The sequence below is a fragment of the Pseudomonas sp. UV AK001 genome (assembly GCF_046097675.1).
Taxonomy (GTDB): Bacteria; Pseudomonadota; Gammaproteobacteria; order Pseudomonadales; family Pseudomonadaceae; genus Aquipseudomonas; species Aquipseudomonas kribbensis.
Genome location: NZ_JBJUVZ010000009.1, coordinates 124,792 through 141,879, shown reverse-complemented (window position 1 = coordinate 141,879; position 17,088 = coordinate 124,792). Strand labels below are relative to the sequence as shown.

Below are 17,088 nucleotides of genomic sequence, written 5' to 3'. Positions count from 1 at the left end.
GAGTCTGCATGGCGAGTCCCGGATTGAAAACAGCCGCCCTGTTGGGCCTGCTCGCTTTGCTCGCCGCCTGCGGCGAAAAAAAGGCGCCCCAGGAGTATCTGCCGCGTGTCTTCGTGCAAGAGGTCAAGCCTGCGGACTTCGCGGCTTCGGTGACCCTCACCGGCGACGTTCAGGCCAGGGTGCAGACCGAATTGTCGTTCCGGGTCGGCGGCAAGATCATCCAGCGCATGGTCGATGTCGGTGACCGTGTCTCGGCCAAACAAGTGCTGGCCAAACTCGATCCCAAGGATTTGCAGACCAACGTTGACTCCGCCCAGGCCCAGGTGCTGGCCGAGCAGGCGCGGGTCAAACAGAGCGCTGCCGCGTTCGTCCGCCAGCAGAAGCTGTTGCCCAAGGGCTACACCAGCCAGAGCGAATACGATTCCGCGCAAGCGGCATTGCGCAGCAGCCAGAGTGCGTTGAGCGCGGCTCAGGCGCAGTTGGCCAACGCCAAGGATCAGTTGAGCTACACCGCGCTGATCGCCGATGCACCCGGCATCATCACCCAGCGTCAGGCCGAAGTCGGCCAAGTGGTGCAGGCCACGGCACCGATCTTCAGCCTGGCCCGGGACGGCGACCGCGACGCGGTGTTCAACGTGTACGAATCCCTGCTGGCCGAGCGTCCGGCCGAGCGTTCGATTGTCGTCAGCCTGCTCGACAACCCCGCCATCAAGACCACCGGCACCGTGCGCGAAATCACCCCGGCGGTGTCGGCGCAGTCCGGCACGGTGCAGGTCAAGGTCACCCTCGACAGCCTGCCTCAGGGCATGCAGCTCGGTTCGGTGGTCAGCGCCACCGCCAAGGGCAGCGGTAAATCGGCGGTGGAGCTGCCTTGGTCGGCGCTGACCAAGAACATCAGCGAACCGGCGGTGTGGATGGTCGACGACAAGGGTGAGGCGCAACTGCACAACGTCACTGTCGGCCGTTACCTGACCGGCCACGTGATCATCAGCGAAGGGCTCAAGGGCGGCGAAAAAGTCATCGTTGCCGGTGGGCAGCTGCTGCATCCGGGGATGAAAGTCGAGATCGCCGAGAACACCTACAAGGAACTGCAACCGGGAGCACAGCCATGAAGTCTTTGTGGGTGACGTCTGTCGGGCTGCTGCTGGTTGCCTGTTCCAAGAGCGAGCCACCGCCCGAACCGGTGCGGCCGGTGTTGTCGATCAAGGTCGAAGCACTGAACGAGGAAACCCTCGGTCGTTTCGCCGGCAGCATTCAGGCGCGTTACGAGAGCAACACCGGTTTCCGCGTCGGCGGCCGGATTGCCAGCCGTAACGTCGACGTGGGGGCCGAGGTGGAGAAGGGCACCTTGCTCGCCACTCTCGACCCGTCCGACCAGCAGAACCAGTTGCGCTCGGCTCAGGGTGATCTGGCGAAAGTCGAGGCGCAACTGATCAACGCCCAGGCCAATGCCCGGCGTCAGCAGGCGCTGTTTGATCGCGGAGTCGGCGCCCAGGCGCAACTGGACATCGCTACCACCGATCTGAAGACCACCCAGGCGTCCCTCGACCAGGCGCGGGCGGCGGTCAATCAGAGCAAGGATCAGCTCGGCTACACCGAACTGCGCTCCGACCACAAAGCCGTGGTCACCGCGTGGAACGCCGAGGCCGGGCAAGTGGTGACGGCCGGCCAGCAAGTGGTGACGCTGGCGCAACCGGATATCAAGGAAGCGGTGATCGATCTGCCGGACACGCTGGTCGATCAGATCCCCAGCGACGTGGTGTTTCTGGTGGCCGCACAACTCGATCCGAGCATCAACACCACCGCCGTCATTCGTGAAATCGAACCTCAGGCGCAAAGCGCCACCCGTACCCGCCGCGCACGCTTGACCCTGGCCAGCACGCCACCGGGCTTCCGTCTCGGTACGGCGATCAGCGTGACCCTCAGTTCGGCGATCAAACCGCGAATCGAATTGCCCGCGACAGCCTTGCAGGAGGCCGACGGCAAAACCCGGATCTGGGTGATCGACCCGCAAAGCAAAACCGTTGCCCCCCGTGACGTCAGCGTGACCAGCCGCACCGACAGCACCGTGGTGCTGGCCGGCGGGGTCAAGTCCGGCGAGCGTGTGGTCAGCGCCGGCGTCAACAGCCTCAAACCCGGACAAGCCGTGAAACTCGACGAGGACAGTCAATGAAAGGGTCTTTCAATCTCTCCGAATGGGCCCTCAAGCATCAGTCGTTCGTCTGGTATCTGATGTTCGTCGGGCTGCTGATGGGGGTGTTCTCGTACTTCAATCTGGGGCGCGAGGAAGACCCGTCGTTCACCATCAAGACCATGGTGATCCAGACCAAATGGCCGGGCGCGACCCAGGAAGAAACGCTCAAACAGGTCACCGACCGCATCGAGAAAAAACTTGAGGAACTCGACTCCCTCGACTACGTGAAAAGCTACACCCGTCCCGGTGAGTCGACGGTCTACGTGTACCTGCGCGACACCACCAGCGCCAAAGACATCCCGGAGATCTGGTACCAGGTGCGCAAGAAGATCGACGACATTCGCGGCCAGTTTCCCCAGGGGATTCAGGGGCCGGGATTCAACGATGAGTTTGGTGACGTGTTCGGCTCGGTCTACGCGTTTACCGCCGACGGCCTGACGATGCGGCAACTGCGCGATTATGTGGAACAGGCGCGCGCCGAGATTCGCAACGTGCCGGGGCTGGGCAAGATCGAGATGGTCGGCCAGCAGGATGAAGTGATCTATCTGAACTTCTCCACCCGCAAACTGGCGGCGCTGGGCATCGATCAACGGCAAGTGGTGCAGAGCCTGCAATCGCAGAACGCCGTGACCCCGGCGGGTGTGATCGAGGCCGGGCCCGAGCGGATTTCGGTGAGGACGTCCGGGCAGTTCGCCTCGGAAAAGGATCTGGCCGAGGTCAATCTCAAACTCAATGACCGCTTCTATCGTCTGGCCGACATCGCTGAAATCAGCCGCGGCTACGTCGACCCGGCGACCCCGGAATTCCGCTTCGACGGCAAACCGGCCATCGGTCTGGCAATCGCCATGCAGAAGGGCGGCAACGTTCAGGCCTTCGGCAAGGCGCTGCATGCGCGCATCGATCAACTCACCGCCGATTTGCCGGTAGGCGTTGGCGTGCACACCGTTTCCGATCAGGCAGTGGTGGTGGAAGAAGCCGTCGGCGGTTTCACCAGCGCGCTGTTCGAAGCGGTGGTCATCGTGCTGGTGGTGAGCTTCATCAGCCTCGGCGTGCGGGCCGGGCTGGTGGTGGCGTGCTCGATCCCGTTGGTGCTGGCCATGGTGTTCGTGTACATGGAGTACAGCGGCATCACCATGCAGCGGATTTCCCTCGGAGCACTGATCATCGCTCTCGGGCTGCTGGTGGACGACGCGATGATCACTGTGGAGATGATGGTCACGCGCCTGGAAATGGGCGAGACCAAGGAGCAGGCGGCGACGTTCGCCTACACCTCGACGGCGTTCCCGATGCTCACCGGTACGCTGGTGACCGTGGCCGGTTTCGTCCCCATCGGACTCAACGCCAGCTCCGCCGGTGAGTACACCTACACACTGTTTGCGGTGATCGCGGTGGCGATGATCGTGTCGTGGATTGTGGCGGTGTTCTTCGCGCCGGTGATCGGCGTGCACATTCTCAGCACCAACGTGAAGCCCCACGAAGCCGAACCGGGGCGTATCGGGCGCGCGTTCAATCACGGTTTGTTGTGGTCGATGCGCAACCGTTGGTGGTGCATCGGCATCACCGTGCTGTGCTTCGTGCTCTCGGTGTTTTGCATGCGTTTCGTGCAGAACCAGTTCTTCCCGTCTTCCGACCGCCCGGAAATCCTGGTCGACCTGAACCTGCCGCAAAACGCCTCGATCGATGAAACCCGCAAGGCCGTTGACAAGCTCGAAGCCACGCTCAAGGGCGACCCGGACATCGTGCGCTGGAGCACTTACATCGGTCAGGGTGCGATCCGTTTCTACCTGCCGCTGGACCAGCAACTGCAGAACCCGTACTACGCGCAACTGGTGATCGTCAGCAAGGACTTCAAGGCCCGCGAGGCCTTGAGTCAGCGCCTGCGAGATCGCCTGCGCCAGGACTTCGTCGGCATCGGCAGTTACGTGCAGGCCCTGGAAATGGGCCCGCCGGTGGGGCGTCCGATCCAGTACCGGGTCAGCGGCAAGGACATCGATCAGGTGCGCAAGCACGCCATCGACCTCGCCACCGAACTGGACAAGAGCCCGCACATCGGCGAGATCATTTACGACTGGAACGAGCCCGGCAAAGTCCTGCGCATCGACATCGCCCAGGACAAGGCGCGGCAGCTCGGCCTGTCGTCGGAGGATGTGGCCAACCTGATGAACAGCATTGTCAGTGGTTCGCCGCTGACTCAGGTCGACGACGATATCTACCTGGTCAACGTGGTCGGGCGGGCGGTGGATTCCGAACGCGGCACACCGGAAACCCTGCAGAACCTGCAGATCGTCACGCCCAACGGCACATCGATTCCGCTGCTGGCCTTCGCCACCGTGCGTTATGAGCTGGAGCAGCCGCTGGTGTGGCGTCGCGACCGTTTGCCGACCATCACCATCAAGGCCTCGGTGCGCGATGAAATCCAGCCGACCGACCTGGTGAAAGTCCTCAAACCGACCATCGATGACTTCGCCGCCAAACTGCCGGTGGGCTACAAGGTAGCCACCGGCGGTACGGTCGAGGAGAGCGGCAAGGCCCAGGGGCCGATTGCCAAGGTACTGCCGCTGATGCTGTTTCTGATGGCGACCTTCCTGATGATTCAGCTGCACAGCGTGCAGAAGCTGTTCCTGGTGGCCAGTGTCGCGCCGCTGGGGCTGATCGGCGTGGTGCTGGCGCTGGTGCCGACCGGCACGCCGATGGGCTTCGTGGCGATCCTTGGGATTCTGGCGCTGATCGGCATCATCATCCGCAACTCGGTGATCCTCGTGACGCAAATCGAGGAGTTCGAGCACAAGGGCTACTCGCCCTGGGATGCAGTGGTGGAAGCGACCGAGCATCGGCGCCGGCCGATTCTGCTGACTGCTGCGGCGGCGAGCATGGGCATGATCCCGATCGCCCGGGAAGTGTTCTGGGGGCCGATGGCCTACGCGATGATCGGCGGGATTGTGGTGGCGACACTGCTGACGCTGCTGTTCCTGCCGGCGCTGTATGTGGCCTGGTACAAGATTCGCGAGCCGAAGAAAAACTAGATCAGAAGCTTCCCTCACCCTTGGGTGAGGGGAGTCAGATCTTGCGCCAGACACTCGCCAGCCACGGCTGCTGCTCCCGCGGCAGTCCTGCCGGCCGGTAGTAATGCTCAAGTTCCACGAATCCAGCGGCAGTCAGCAACCCGCGCCAGGCTTCCAGATCGTGGTACGAGCCATAACGCGGCCCGTTCCAGCCCTCACGGTTGTCCCCGCGTGGATTGGAGCTGAACAACACTCCGCCCGGTTTCAGTGTCCCGTGCAACTGCTGCAGAACCCTCGGCAGTTCCTGCAGCGGCACATGAAACAGCACGGCGTTGGCAAATATTCCGTCAAAGCGTTCCGGCGGCAGATCGAGCTTCAGAAAGTCTTGTTGCCAGACTTCGCAGCCACTGTCCTGGCGCGCCATCTGCGCGAATTTTTCCGCCCCGTCGAGGCCGATGGCGATATGACCCAGGTGCGTGAAGGCCTGCAAGTCCCGTCCCGGCCCGCAACCGAAATCGAGAATCGCGAACGGCTTTTCGCTGTGGATATGCCGTAACAGTGCGTCGATGTTCTGGCTCACATCGTGATCGCGGGTGCCTTCACGAAAACTTTCGGCCACGGCGTTGTAGTTGCCCAGCGTCGTGGCAGTGATGCGGTCGAGGTCGGTAGGGGTCTGCTTCATGGTCGTGTCGAGGCTGGCAGGAGGATCGGCTGACTATAAGCACTTTCTCGCTTTAATGGTTCACGATCCGCAAAGCAAAGTCGAACGGGCTGAACGAAGATGGCACAGACTGGAGATTCTGCGTCGGTGATGTGCTGGCTCGCTCCCGCACCGTAGCCGGTGCACGCTGAAATAAATGTCGGGAGCGAGGTGCAAGACTCAGCGCTGTTTCACGCCCAGGCAATCGATCGAGCGATCCACCATCGCCTTGGCGATCTCCAGCAGGTGCCAGACCGAGAACACCATGGCGCGGTCGGCGCCATCGAGGTGGTCGCCACACTGATGCGCCGTGACCGAGGCGCAGCGCAGCAAGTCGGCCACATACAGCTGGGCGTCTTCCAGTGTTACATCTTCGCTGATGTTGTAAACGCGCACGGGGTCAGGTGCCGATGCCGGGCCGTTGCCCAGGTGCGAATCAACCGTTCGGTAGAGTGCGGAACGATCCTTGAGCAGCTCATCGGTAAAGCTCTTGTTGGAAGCGAGACTGAGCGGCGGATCGGGAATGCTTTTTTCCATGGGTAAACTCCTGGCGTTAGTGGGAGCCAACCATTACGCGACTAAACGATCTGGGCGGCGGCTGCACGCAGGTTAGTCGCCGGCCGCCAGGAAACCGGTGCACCCGAAAGTGCCCTGCGCACAGCCACCATCAAACAGGTGGAAACCCCATCCTTCGTCAGATGAGGCTGTGCGCTCAGCGGATCCGAGCGACTAAACCCGATCACTGCGCGGCAGTGATAATCGGAGATTAGCCACCGCTTATGGCAGGCACAAGCGCATGGATTCATCTAGGAATCGTCCTGCAATGGAATGTGAAGTGGCCCGGCGAATCGGCACTTTGCACGTGGGAAAGATCCGATTTTTACCAAGGAAATTGCTTGAAATGAAGGGGGCTCATGGCGTCGAGGGACCTCGCTGAAGTCCCCGTCCGGCATGGCTGCAAGCCAGTAGCGTCAGCGCTTGTTCAGGCTCCGGGACAGGCGATCTCCCCCCAGTTGAATGACCGCCACCAGCGCCACCAGCAACACAATCACCGTCAGCATGATCTGGCTGTCGAAGCGCTGATAGCCGTAGCGATAGGCGATGTCGCCCAGACCGCCGGCACCAATTGCCCCGGCCATGGCCGATGAGTTGATCATCGTCACCAGCGTAATGGTGAACCCGCCAACGATGCCCGGCAGCGCTTCGGGCAACAACACGTGCCAGACGATATGCCAGCGCCGGCAGCCCATGGCTTGCGCGGCTTCGATCAAACCGTGGTCGACTTCGCGCAGGCTCACTTCGGCAATCCGCGCAAAAAACGGTGTGGCCGCAATGGTCAGCGGCACAACGGCCGCCCACACACCGTATGTGGTGCCGACGATCAGCCGGGTGAACGGAATCAGCGCAACCATCAGGATCAGAAACGGAATCGAGCGAAACAGATTCACGAACGCACCCAGAGCACGATTCAGCACCGGCGCTTCGTAGATGCCGCCCTTGTCGCTGGTGACCAGAATCACCGCCATCGGAATCCCGGCGAGCAACGCGATCAGCGACGACACACCGACCATCAGGAACGTGTCGATGAAACCCTGCAGCAAGCGATCAAACCACATAGCCCAGCACCTCCGTGCGTTGTGCCCATTGACTGGCACGCTGGCGCAACTCCTCGGCGTTCAGCTTCGAGCCTGCCACCGCCAGCAACAGTTGCCCGAGCGCGTGGCCCTGAATCCGTTCCACACCACCCTGGAGCAATTTCACCCGGCCACCGAGGGCGGCGAACAGTGCGGCCAGATCCGGTTCGTCCTGCTGGTTGCCGGTGAACTGCAAGCGCAGCACCACGGACGCGTCGGACGACGACGGTTGTGCCTGCAAACGGTTTTGCAATTCTTCGGGCAAAGCGTGCTGCAACGGTGCGAGCAAGGTCTGGCTGACCTCGTGCTGCGGGTTGCCGAACACTTCCCAGACCGGGCCCTGTTCGACGATGCGGCCATGTTCCAGCACGACGACGCGGTCGCAGATTTCCCGGATCACCGCCATTTCGTGAGTGATCAGCACGATGGTCAGGCCCAGGCGTTTGTTGATCTCGCGCAGCAGGCCGAGGATCGACTGGGTGGTTTCCGGATCGAGGGCCGAAGTGGCTTCGTCGCACAGCAGAATATCCGGGTCATGCACCAGCGCGCGGGCGATGCCGACGCGCTGTTTCTGCCCGCCGGACAGCTGCGCCGGATAGGCCTTGTGCTTGGCCTGCAGGCCCACCAGTTCCAGCAGTTCGCGAACCTTTTTCTCCCGTTGCTCCTTCGGGACACCGGCGACTTTCAGCGGCAGTTCGAGGTTCTGCCACACCGTTTTTGCCGACATCAGATTGAAGTGCTGAAAGATCATGCCGATCCGCCGGCGCAGGGCGACGAGGCGATCCTCGTCGTACTCGCCAATGTCCACCTGATCGATCAGCACCCGGCCCGAGGTCGGTTGCTCGAGGCGGTTGATGGTGCGGATCAGCGACGACTTGCCGGCACCGCTGCGACCGATGATGCCGAACACCTCACCGCGCTGAATCGCCAGGTCGATGCCTTGCAGGGCTGCGACCGGGCCTTGTTTACCGTCGTAGGTTTTGCCGAGCCCGACGAAACGCACATGGGCGCGGTTCAGCTCGGGATGCAGTTCGGTGCGTTGCGCAAGCGCGGGTGGCTCTGGAAGATCCAGTCGCCGTTGGATGGCTGCCGTCATCCTCAGCTTTCCCAGCCGGCCTGGTACAGCTTGCCGTGGGCCTTATCCAGCGCGGCGCGAACGGCCGGCGAATGCTGGTAGATGTCGACGAACTTGATCAGGCGCGGGTCGGTCTTGCTCTTGGGCTGGATCACGAACTGGATCACGTATTCCTTGTGGTCGAGGCCGTCGAACAGCAGCGCAGAGCCGGCATCGAACGTCTTCGCCAGACGGATGTAGGCCGGGTAGCCCTGGACCAGGTCGGCATCGTCATAAGCGCGAACCAGTTGCACGGCTTCGACCTGCAGGATCTTGATCTTCTTCGGGTTGGCGACGATGTCGTCTTCGGTGGCCTTGTAGCCGACGCCCGGTTTCAGGGTGATCAGGCCGGCCTTGGCCAGCAGTTGCAGACCGCGACCGCTGTTGATCGGGTCGTTGGCAATGGCGACGCTGGCGCCTTCCGGCAGTTCGTCGAAGCTTTTGTATTTCTTCGAGTACAGGCCGACGTTGTTGATGATGCCCGGCGCGAACGGCACCAGGTCGAAGCCGGAAGCAGCCTTGGCGTTTTCCAGGAACGGGATGTGCTGGAAGTAGTTCACGTCAATGTCACCGGCGGCGAGGCTGACGTTCGGCGCGATCCAGTCGGTGAATTCCACCAGCTCGACTTTCAGGCCTTGTTTGGAGGCCTCTTCGACGGCGGCTTCCAGCGGAACCGCGAAGGCGGCGGTGGTGCCGATTTTCAACGGCGCATCGGCGGCGAACACCGCCGAGCTGAACAGGCCGAAGGCCAGGGCCAGTGCTTTGACTGGGTGGGACAGGCGTTTCTTGGTCATGGTGGTTTTCCAGTCAGTGCGAGGAGGAGTGTCGGTAGTGGGCGCCGGTGTGTTGCTGCGGCAGATGCGCTTCGCCGTGAAACAGTTTTTCCCGCAGGCTGCCGGTGTCGTACGCGGTCTTGTATGAGCCGCGTCGTTGCAGCTCCGGAATCACCAGATCGATGAAATCCACATAGCTTTCCGGAGTGACGATGCGGGTCAGGTTGAAGCCGTCGAGGCCGGTTTCGGCGATCCACGATTCCAGTTCATCCGCCACTTGCTGCGGTGAGCCGACCACGGTTATGTAGCGTCCGCCGAGGGCGTGCTGGTCGAGCAACTTGCGCCGGGTCCAGTCGTTGTTCTGCAGGTTCTTGGTGGCGGACTGGATAGCGTTGCTCTTCACGTACTGGATCGGTTCGTCGATTTCGTACTGGGAAAAATCGATCCCGGTGGACGCCGAAAAGTGCGCCACGCCCGCTTCGGCGCTGGCATAGCTCAGGTATTCGGCGTGCTTGGCCCAGGCCGCTTCCTCGGTCTCGCCGACGATCACATTGAGGCCCATGAACACCTTGATGTCTTCGGGATTGCGACCCGCTTCGACGGCGCTGGCGCGGACCTTGTCCACCTGCACCTTGGTCGACGGCTTGTTCTGACCGCTGATGAACACACACTCGGCATGACGCCCGGCGAACAGCAGACCGCGATCCGAACTGCCGGCCTGGAACAGCACCGGCGTGCGCTGCGGTGACGGCTCGCACAGGTGATAACCCTCGACCTGATAGAACTCGCCCTTGTGTTCGACCTTGTGCACCTTGTCGGGCTGCGCGTAGATCCGCTGTTGCGGATCGTTGAGCACCGCACCGTTTTCCCAGCTGCCTTCCCAGAGTTTGTAGAGCACTTCGAGGTACTCGTCAGCCTGGTCGTAACGCCGGTCGTGCTCGACCTGTTCACTGAGGCCCATGGCCTTGGCGGCGCTGTCCAGATAACCGGTGACGATGTTCCAGCCCACTCGGCCACGGCTCAGGTGATCGAGGGTCGACATGCGCCGGGCGAACAGATACGGCGGCTCGTAGGTGAGGTTGGCGGTCAGGCCGAATCCGAGATTTTTGGTCACTGCGGACATGGCCGATACCAGCAACAGCGGATCGTTGACCGGCAGCTGGATCGACTCTTTCAGGGTGACGTCCACCGAGTTCTGGTAGACGTCGTACACGCCGACGATGTCGGCGATGAACAGCCCGTCGAACAGCCCGCGCTCCAGCAGTTGCGCCAGTTCGGTCCAGTATTCGATGGTCTTGTACCGGGTCGAGGTGTCGCGGGGATGGGTCCACAACCCGTGGTTGATGTGGCCGATGCAGTTCATGTTGAACGCATTGAGCAGGATCTTTTTCTTGCTCATCAGATGGTCCCTCGCAGCGGAGGGTTTTCATCGTTGAGGTAGTAATTGCCCACCGCGTGATACTTCCAGCGCACCGGATCGTGCAGGGTGTGTACCCGGGCGTTGCGCCAGTGGCGGTCGAGGCCGTGCTCGATCAGGGTGGCCTGGCTGCCGGCCAGTTCAAACAGCGTGCTGCCGGCGGCCAGGGAGATTTCGGTGCTGATCGCCCGTGCTTCGGCGACGGCAATCGAGGCTGCTGCAACCGTCTCGGCGTTGGTCTCGGCCTGGGCTGCGTCGAGGAATTCGCCGGCGCGTTCGAGCAGAGCTTCGGCGGCGTGCAGACGAATGCTCAGGTGGCCGAAACTCTTGAGGGTCAGCGGATCTTCGGTGGCCTTGTCGTTGCCCGAATCGATCCATGGCCGGGTTTTGCTGCGCACGAAGTGCAGCGCATCTTCGTAGGCGGCGCGGGCGATGCCGGTGTCGATGGCGGCGTGAAGGATCTGCGCCAGCGGGCCGACCGGGGTCGGGCGTTCGAAGGCGCTCTGGAACGGGATGACATCTTCAGCGGCGACATACACGTCTTCGAACACCACCGAACCGCTGCCGGTGGTGCGCTGGCCGAAGCCGCTCCAGTCGTCGATCACGGTCAGGCCTTTGCTGTCGCGCGGGACGAAGGCCAGTTGCTGCACGCCGTGTTCATCGACCACCGAAGTCGGGATGCGCTGCGCGTAAATCGCACCGGTCGCATAGAACTTGCGACCGTTGATGCGATAACCGCTGCCGTCGCGTTGGAGGCGGGTGACACGGTCATGGGCAGTCTTGGTGCCCAGTTCTGCCAGGGCATTGCCGAAACGCTGGCCGGCGAGGACTTCGGCGTACAGCCGTTGTTTCTGCTCGTGGCTGCCGTTCACCCGGAGCACTTCGAGGGCATAGAAATGATTCTGTGGAATCTGCCCGAGCGAGCCGTCCGCCCGGGCGATCAGGGCGATGACTTTGGCCAGGGTCACGTTGGACACGCCGGCGCCACCGTACGCCTTGGGAACGCTGATGCCCCACAGACCGGAGCGGGAAAACACGTCGAGTTCCGGCAGCGGCAGGCGGCGTTCGCGGTCGCGCAGGTTGCTGTCGCGCTGGAAGTCTTCGGCCAGGTCGCTGGCGACGATCAGGGCTTGCTCGTCGCTGGTGATGACCGCGACGGGATGGGAAAAGGACATAGGTTTTTCTCCAGATGTCTGGTCGTCAGATCCAGGAATGGCGAGCCGGAAGTTTTCCGTTTAGGCGATAAGCACCGACCGCGTGGTACTTCCAGCGCACCGGGTCGTGCAGGGTGTGTACCCGGGCGTTGCGCCAGTGACGGTCGAGGTTGAATTCGGCGAGGGTGGCGCGGCTGCCGGCCAGTTCGAAAAGTTTTTCGCTGGCCAGCAGCGAGATCTCGGTGGTCAGCACCTTGGCTTCGGCCACGGCAATCGAGGCACGGGCGGCGGACTCGGCGGTGAGCGGCGCGGCGTGCACCTGATCCAGCACTTGCCCGGCCTTGCGCAGCAGCGCTTCGGCGGCGTGCAGTTCGATTTTCAGTTTGCCGATGTCGGCGATCACGTAGAGATCGTCGCTGGCGCGCTCGACATTGGCGTCGATCCACGGCCGGGCGCGGGTCTTGACGAATTCGATGGCGTCATCGATGGCGCCACGGGCGATGCCGGCGTCGATGGCCGCTTGAATCAGCTGCGAAACCGCGCCCTGGGTGTTGGGCTTTTCGTTGATCTTCCAGTTATCGACGACGAGACCGGCATCGACCCGCACGTTGTGCAGCAGGATCGTGCCGCTGGCGGTGGTGCGCTGGCCGAAACCCGACCAGTCATCGACGATGCGCAATCCCGGCGTGCCGCGACGGACGAAGGCCAGAACTTGCCTGCCGTCATCGTTGAGCGCCTTGACCGCCACCCAGTGAGCGAAGAGGGCGCCGGTGGAATAGAACTTCTGACCGTTGATCACGTAGTCATCGCCGTCGGCGGTGATGCGCGCTTTCAGTTCCAGAGTGTCCTTGGTGCCGCGCTCCGGCCCGGCGTTACCGATGCGCCAGCCTTCGAGCACGCTCTGCAGCAACTGCTGTTTCTGCTCTTCAGTGGCGCTGCCGAGGATCAGATTGATGATGCCGAACTGGTTCTGCGGGATCTGCCCCAGCGCCGGATCGGCCGCGGAAATGATCGCGAATACCTCGGCCAGGGTGACGAAGGAAACCTGCGGCCCGCCGTACTCGCGGGGGATGGCGATGCTGCCCAGGCCGCTGCGGGTGAACTGTTCGATCTCCGACCACGGCAGCTTGCGCTGACGGTCGCGTTTGGCGGCCTGTACGCGGGCGACTTGCGCCAGTTCATGGGCAGCCTTGATGGCTTGAGCGTCGTTGCGCAGCACTTGCGCGGGCAACAACAACGGGGCGATGTCCAGGTCACTCTGGACGTTTGCGTCTGCCAGACTGGACATCAGTGCCACTCCCTGGCTGCACGCAATGCCCTGGCGATCTGCACTGGGGTGATTGGGTTCCGGACCATGTTACCTACCTCACATCTCATGAAAAACGCCGCAAAAGTGCGGCGAACGAAAGAATGTCCGGTGGTCCGGTTTATATACCCTAAGCGCGTATAAAATTTAAATAAACTAACTTTTAGGAATATGTATAGAAGATCGAAAGCTCATTTGGCTTTGCGCTCCGCAGCCATGGGAGTCCGCCCCGGCGTTGCTTTCAGACAAGGATTCACGCAGCCAATCTTCAGTGTGCGTGGCGGTGCCCAGCGCGAGTTGTTGCCGACCCGGTCGATGATGCAATAGGTCACGTCAAGCCGCAGGTCTTCACCCGCTTCGACGATGACTGCCGGTGGCACCCAGACCTGGATTTCCTGGCCGACATCGGCTTGCGTGACAGGGGGCAGATCCATTCGTGCATCACCCCAGCGCAGAGTGATTTCGTCACCCTCGGCCATGTTCAGGTAAGGCTCGATGGTCAGGGGGATGCCGCGCTTGATCTGACTCGGGTTGACCCCGCGCCGGCGGATGACTTCTGGAAGGCTGACCGGCAGCAAATACTGGTTTTCCTCTGCGCTGCCTGTTGCGAATTGCCCGCCCGGGCAGTCGAGCTTCACCTGGAACCGGGCGCCGGCCGACAGCGCCGGGCTTCTCCCGACCTGCATGACCCGATAGTGCACGCAGGGTGAGCCGTTGACGATGAAGCTCTCCGGCACCCTGAGGCTGACCGTGCTTCCGAGATCGCCGGCAGTCAGCACACGGGAAGCGACATAGCAGTCATCCCAGAACAGCTCGATCAGATCGCCGCTGTCCATATCGTCATAAGGTCCGATTTCGACCGACAGGTTGGCGGCCGCCATGAGGTTGATTCCGGCTCCGTGGGTTTGCTCCAGGGTCGGTGGTGGCAGTAGCGGGATGTTTGAAATGCAGGTCATCGGTTTCTCTCCTTGAAGCCTTGCAGCGAAGTCCGTATCTGAAAGAACGAATGGCGTGAATTAATCGGCAATAAAACTTAGGAGTTGCGTAAAAGTTTGAAAGTGTCTTGTTGAACTAGCGTGCGCCGGTTGACGACTAGATAAGAGTTCGCCGGAAGAGGTGTCAAGCGAGTGGTTTAGTTAATCCGTGAATTACGGATTAATCAGAAGGTTCCTACATTGTTTTAGCAGTCGGACTAGGCAGGAAAAGGAAAGAGGCTACAGGTTTTCGCGGTTTTCAGCGTGTTTGGCTGTGCGTTCTGGTGAAGGATGGAATCAAGTCGCGGCGAATTTTATGCGCAGGGAGTTGTTGCAGGACATATATATGTACTGCCTTTTCAAGGGTCGTATAGTTTGTATTTTTAGAGTGGTTTTTATATCTGGCAAAACACTACTTCCATCCATGGAAGTGAGTGAGGGTGCAGGCGAAGTTCTCAGCCGTTGTTGCGAAACTTGCTGAGAAACTGTCGTGTGCGTTCTTCTTTCGGATTGGCGAACAGCGCCTTGGCTTCACCTTGTTCGACGATCACGCCCTTGTCGAAAAACACCACGCGGTTGGCCACGTCACGAGCAAATGCCATTTCGTGGGTCACGATAACCATGGTGCGTTTTTCTTCGGCCAGACCGCGAATGGTTGCCAGTACTTCGCCTACCAGTTCCGGGTCGAGGGCCGATGTAGGCTCGTCGAACAGGATCACCTCCGGCTCCATCGCCAGCGCCCGGGCAATCGCCACGCGCTGTTGCTGGCCGCCGGACAGGCGCCGTGGATAGGCGTCTTCCTTGCCCGCCAGGCCGACCTTGGCCAGCAGCTTCTTGCCCAGGGCAATGGCTGCGTCGCGGGGCGTCTTCTTGACCACGATCGGGCCTTCGATGACGTTCTCCAGAGCGGTGCGGTGGGGGAACAGGTTGAAGTTCTGGAACACGAAGCCCACGTGCTGGCGCAGGGTGCGCACCAGATTCTGCTGCTGGTTCAAGGGACGACCGGTATCGATCTCGATATCGCCGACCTTGATCCGGCCGCTGGTGGGTTGTTCGAGGAAGTTCAGGCAGCGCAGGAACGTGGTCTTGCCCGAGCCGCTGGGGCCGATGATGGCCACGACCTCGCCTTCTTTCACTTCAAGATCGATGCCGTTGAGCACGACTTGACCCTTGAACTGCTTTGTCAGTTTTTCCACGACAATCATGGGGTCAGGACTCCTGGTCGTGCCGATTGACCCGCTCTTCCAGCTTGTTCTGGAAGTGCGACAGCACTGTGGCCAGAATCCAGTAGATCAGCGCGGCGGCAAGATACATGGTGAAGACTTCGAAAGTCCGGGCGGTAATCAATTGTGCCTGACGGAACAGCTCCGGCACCTGAATGGTGGCGGCCAGTGCGGTGTCCTTGACCAGTGAAATGAAGCTGTTGCCCAGCGGCGGCAACGCCGTGCGCATGGCTTGCGGCAGGATGGCCCGGCGCAGGGTCTGCGCGCGGGTCATGCCGATACTCGCAGCCGCTTCCCACTGACCGCGTTCGATCGAGCCGATCGCGGCGCGCAGGATTTCACAGGCATAGGCGGCCATGTTCAGCGAGAAACCGATCAGGGCTGCCGGCAGCGGGTCGAGTTCCAGCCCCAGTTGCGGCAGGCCGTAATAGATCACGAACAGTTGCACCAGCAACGGCGTGCCGCGAAAGAACGACACGTAGATGCGGGCCAGCCAGCTGACCGATTTGAAACGCGACAGACGCATCAGCGCCAGGCCAAAGCCCAGCAGCAGGCCGAAGAACATGCCGCCGAGGCTGAGGACTACCGTGTAGTACGCGCCCTTGAGCAGAAAGGGCGCGGAGTCCAGTGCGAGTTGGAAAGCTGCTTCCATTATTTGGTGACGTCAGCTTGGAAGTACTTTTCCGAGATCTTGGCCAGGGTCCCGTCGGCACGCAGCTCGTCGAGGGCCTTGTTCACGGCCGCCAGCAGTTCTGGCTCGCCTTTGCGCAGGGCGATACCGGATTCCTGACGGGAGAACGCCTGACCGGCCGCTACGGTTTTCGGTGCTTTCTTGGCGTACTCGAGGGCGGCCAGACGGTCGATCAGAATCGCGTCGGTACGGCCGTTGTTCAGATCGGCGAACTTGGTCGGATCATCGTCGTAGGTGCGCACGTCGGCACCCGGCACATTGGCACGGACCCACTGCTCGTAGTTGGTGCCCAGGCCTACGCCGACTTTCTTGCCGGACAGGTCGGCGGCGGTCTTGATGTTCAGCGCAGCTTCCTTGTCCTTCAGCACCAGCGCCTGAATCCCGGAGATGGTGTACGGCTCGGAGAAGTCATACTTCTTCTTGCGCTCGTCGGAGATGGTCACCTGGTTGACCACAACGTCCAGACGCTTGGATTCCAGCGCGGCGAGGATGCCGTCCCACTTGGTTGGCTGGATCTTGGCCTTGACGCCCAGCTTCTTGGCCAGGGCTTCGGACAGTTCGACTTCGAAGCCCGACAGCTTGCCGTCGGCATCGACGAAGCTGAACGGTGGGTAAGTGCCTTCCAGGCCGACGTTGATAACGCCTTTGTCCTTGATCTGTTGCAGTTGCTCACCGGCAACGGCGCTGCTGATCAGACCGGCGCTCAGCGCCAGGCCCAGCGAACCTACCAGCAGATTTCGACGTAGTGCGGAAAGAATCATGACAAGCCCCTGTGTTTTCTTATGGAAGACGCTTAAGGAAAGTTGGCGAATCCGGGAATTGGACGACAGCGCTATCCTGCCTTAAAGCAGCTTATGCGTCTCTCGCGATATTCGCCTGCGGCGAGACTATAAGACTGTTCTTTTA

The 17,088-nt window shown here is 61.4% G+C and carries 15 protein-coding genes; 3 read left to right on the top strand and 12 right to left on the bottom strand.

What is annotated here, in order from left to right:
- The first annotated feature begins 8 nt into the window (after nucleotides 1–8).
- The 3 genes from ACKLNA_RS22945 to ACKLNA_RS22935 are packed head-to-tail and all read left to right on the top strand — an operon-like array spanning nucleotide 9 to nucleotide 5,217.
- A complete protein-coding gene (locus ACKLNA_RS22945; RefSeq protein WP_119428589.1) occupies nucleotides 9–1,112 on the top strand; it encodes an efflux RND transporter periplasmic adaptor subunit in 1,104 nt (367 codons plus the stop codon).
- Entirely contained in the window at nucleotides 1,109–2,173 is a 1,065-nt protein-coding gene (locus ACKLNA_RS22940) for an efflux RND transporter periplasmic adaptor subunit (protein WP_408987184.1), read from the top strand. Before ACKLNA_RS22945 ends, ACKLNA_RS22940 begins: the two co-directional genes overlap by 4 nt.
- Nucleotides 2,170–5,217: an efflux RND transporter permease subunit gene (locus ACKLNA_RS22935; RefSeq protein WP_134825122.1), complete on the top strand. Its 3,048-nt coding sequence runs from the start codon at nucleotides 2,170–2,172 to the stop codon at nucleotides 5,215–5,217. Before ACKLNA_RS22940 ends, ACKLNA_RS22935 begins: the two co-directional genes overlap by 4 nt.
- 34 nt (nucleotides 5,218–5,251) lie before the next feature.
- Here the strand turns inward: ACKLNA_RS22935 and ACKLNA_RS22930 are convergent, their stop codons facing one another.
- From ACKLNA_RS22930 to tcyJ, 12 genes are all read right to left on the bottom strand, one after another.
- A complete protein-coding gene (locus ACKLNA_RS22930; RefSeq protein WP_408987183.1) occupies nucleotides 5,252–5,878 on the bottom strand; it encodes a class I SAM-dependent methyltransferase in 627 nt (208 codons plus the stop codon).
- Nucleotides 5,879–6,076: 198 nt separating this feature from the next.
- On the bottom strand, nucleotides 6,077–6,433 hold the full coding sequence (locus ACKLNA_RS22925) for a DUF6124 family protein (protein ID WP_408987182.1): 357 nt from the start codon (nucleotides 6,431–6,433) through the stop codon (nucleotides 6,077–6,079).
- A 434-nt stretch (nucleotides 6,434–6,867) separates the two neighbouring features.
- Nucleotides 6,868–7,512 (bottom strand): methionine ABC transporter permease, encoded by a 645-nt coding sequence (locus ACKLNA_RS22920; protein ID WP_408987181.1) that lies wholly within the window; start codon nucleotides 7,510–7,512, stop codon nucleotides 6,868–6,870.
- A complete protein-coding gene (locus tag ACKLNA_RS22915; RefSeq protein WP_408987180.1) occupies nucleotides 7,502–8,626 on the bottom strand; it encodes a methionine ABC transporter ATP-binding protein in 1,125 nt (374 codons plus the stop codon). The genes ACKLNA_RS22920 and ACKLNA_RS22915 overlap by 11 nt, the downstream gene beginning before the upstream one ends.
- A gap of 2 nt (nucleotides 8,627–8,628) precedes the next feature.
- Complete coding sequence (locus ACKLNA_RS22910; protein WP_408987179.1) at nucleotides 8,629–9,438, bottom strand: MetQ/NlpA family ABC transporter substrate-binding protein; 810 nt, start codon at nucleotides 9,436–9,438, stop codon at nucleotides 8,629–8,631.
- A 13-nt stretch (nucleotides 9,439–9,451) separates the two neighbouring features.
- On the bottom strand, nucleotides 9,452–10,816 hold the full coding sequence (locus ACKLNA_RS22905) for an LLM class flavin-dependent oxidoreductase (protein ID WP_007952746.1): 1,365 nt from the start codon (nucleotides 10,814–10,816) through the stop codon (nucleotides 9,452–9,454).
- A complete protein-coding gene (locus tag ACKLNA_RS22900) occupies nucleotides 10,816–12,009 on the bottom strand; it encodes an SfnB family sulfur acquisition oxidoreductase (RefSeq protein ID WP_408987178.1) in 1,194 nt (397 codons plus the stop codon). The genes ACKLNA_RS22905 and ACKLNA_RS22900 overlap by 1 nt, the downstream gene beginning before the upstream one ends.
- 25 nt (nucleotides 12,010–12,034) lie before the next feature.
- A complete protein-coding gene (locus ACKLNA_RS22895; RefSeq protein ID WP_408987177.1) occupies nucleotides 12,035–13,276 on the bottom strand; it encodes an SfnB family sulfur acquisition oxidoreductase in 1,242 nt (413 codons plus the stop codon).
- A gap of 209 nt (nucleotides 13,277–13,485) precedes the next feature.
- Nucleotides 13,486–14,250, bottom strand: a complete 765-nt coding sequence (locus tag ACKLNA_RS22890; RefSeq protein WP_408987176.1) for a hypothetical protein — start codon at nucleotides 14,248–14,250, stop codon at nucleotides 13,486–13,488.
- 473 nt (nucleotides 14,251–14,723) lie between these two features.
- Nucleotides 14,724–15,473, bottom strand: coding sequence for an L-cystine ABC transporter ATP-binding protein TcyN (gene tcyN, locus ACKLNA_RS22885; RefSeq protein WP_114881002.1), 750 nt, complete (start codon nucleotides 15,471–15,473; stop codon nucleotides 14,724–14,726).
- A 4-nt stretch (nucleotides 15,474–15,477) separates the two neighbouring features.
- Nucleotides 15,478–16,143 (bottom strand): cystine ABC transporter permease, encoded by a 666-nt coding sequence (gene tcyL / locus ACKLNA_RS22880; RefSeq protein WP_114881003.1) that lies wholly within the window; start codon nucleotides 16,141–16,143, stop codon nucleotides 15,478–15,480.
- Nucleotides 16,143–16,943 (bottom strand): cystine ABC transporter substrate-binding protein, encoded by an 801-nt coding sequence (gene tcyJ / locus ACKLNA_RS22875; RefSeq protein ID WP_085712693.1) that lies wholly within the window; start codon nucleotides 16,941–16,943, stop codon nucleotides 16,143–16,145. The genes tcyL and tcyJ overlap by 1 nt, the downstream gene beginning before the upstream one ends.
- Between the last annotated feature and the right edge of the window lie 145 nt (nucleotides 16,944–17,088).

Coding starts and splice junctions, on each gene's coding strand:
- ACKLNA_RS22920 (WP_408987181.1), bottom strand. CDS start 7,512: ATGTGGTTTGATCGCTTGCTGCAGGGTTTCATCGACACGTTCCTGATG.
- ACKLNA_RS22930 (WP_408987183.1), bottom strand. CDS start 5,878: ATGAAGCAGACCCCTACCGACCTCGACCGCATCACTGCCACGACGCTG.
- tcyJ (WP_085712693.1), bottom strand. CDS start 16,943: ATGATTCTTTCCGCACTACGTCGAAATCTGCTGGTAGGTTCGCTGGGC.
- tcyN (WP_114881002.1), bottom strand. CDS start 15,473: ATGATTGTCGTGGAAAAACTGACAAAGCAGTTCAAGGGTCAAGTCGTG.
- ACKLNA_RS22905 (WP_007952746.1), bottom strand. CDS start 10,816: ATGAGCAAGAAAAAGATCCTGCTCAATGCGTTCAACATGAACTGCATC.
- ACKLNA_RS22895 (WP_408987177.1), bottom strand. CDS start 13,276: ATGTCCAGTCTGGCAGACGCAAACGTCCAGAGTGACCTGGACATCGCC.
- ACKLNA_RS22940 (WP_408987184.1), top strand. CDS start 1,109: ATGAAGTCTTTGTGGGTGACGTCTGTCGGGCTGCTGCTGGTTGCCTGT.
- tcyL (WP_114881003.1), bottom strand. CDS start 16,143: ATGGAAGCAGCTTTCCAACTCGCACTGGACTCCGCGCCCTTTCTGCTC.
- ACKLNA_RS22910 (WP_408987179.1), bottom strand. CDS start 9,438: ATGACCAAGAAACGCCTGTCCCACCCAGTCAAAGCACTGGCCCTGGCC.
- ACKLNA_RS22890 (WP_408987176.1), bottom strand. CDS start 14,250: ATGACCTGCATTTCAAACATCCCGCTACTGCCACCACCGACCCTGGAG.
- ACKLNA_RS22915 (WP_408987180.1), bottom strand. CDS start 8,626: ATGACGGCAGCCATCCAACGGCGACTGGATCTTCCAGAGCCACCCGCG.
- ACKLNA_RS22925 (WP_408987182.1), bottom strand. CDS start 6,433: ATGGAAAAAAGCATTCCCGATCCGCCGCTCAGTCTCGCTTCCAACAAG.
- ACKLNA_RS22935 (WP_134825122.1), top strand. CDS start 2,170: ATGAAAGGGTCTTTCAATCTCTCCGAATGGGCCCTCAAGCATCAGTCG.
- ACKLNA_RS22900 (WP_408987178.1), bottom strand. CDS start 12,009: ATGTCCTTTTCCCATCCCGTCGCGGTCATCACCAGCGACGAGCAAGCC.
- ACKLNA_RS22945 (WP_119428589.1), top strand. CDS start 9: ATGGCGAGTCCCGGATTGAAAACAGCCGCCCTGTTGGGCCTGCTCGCT.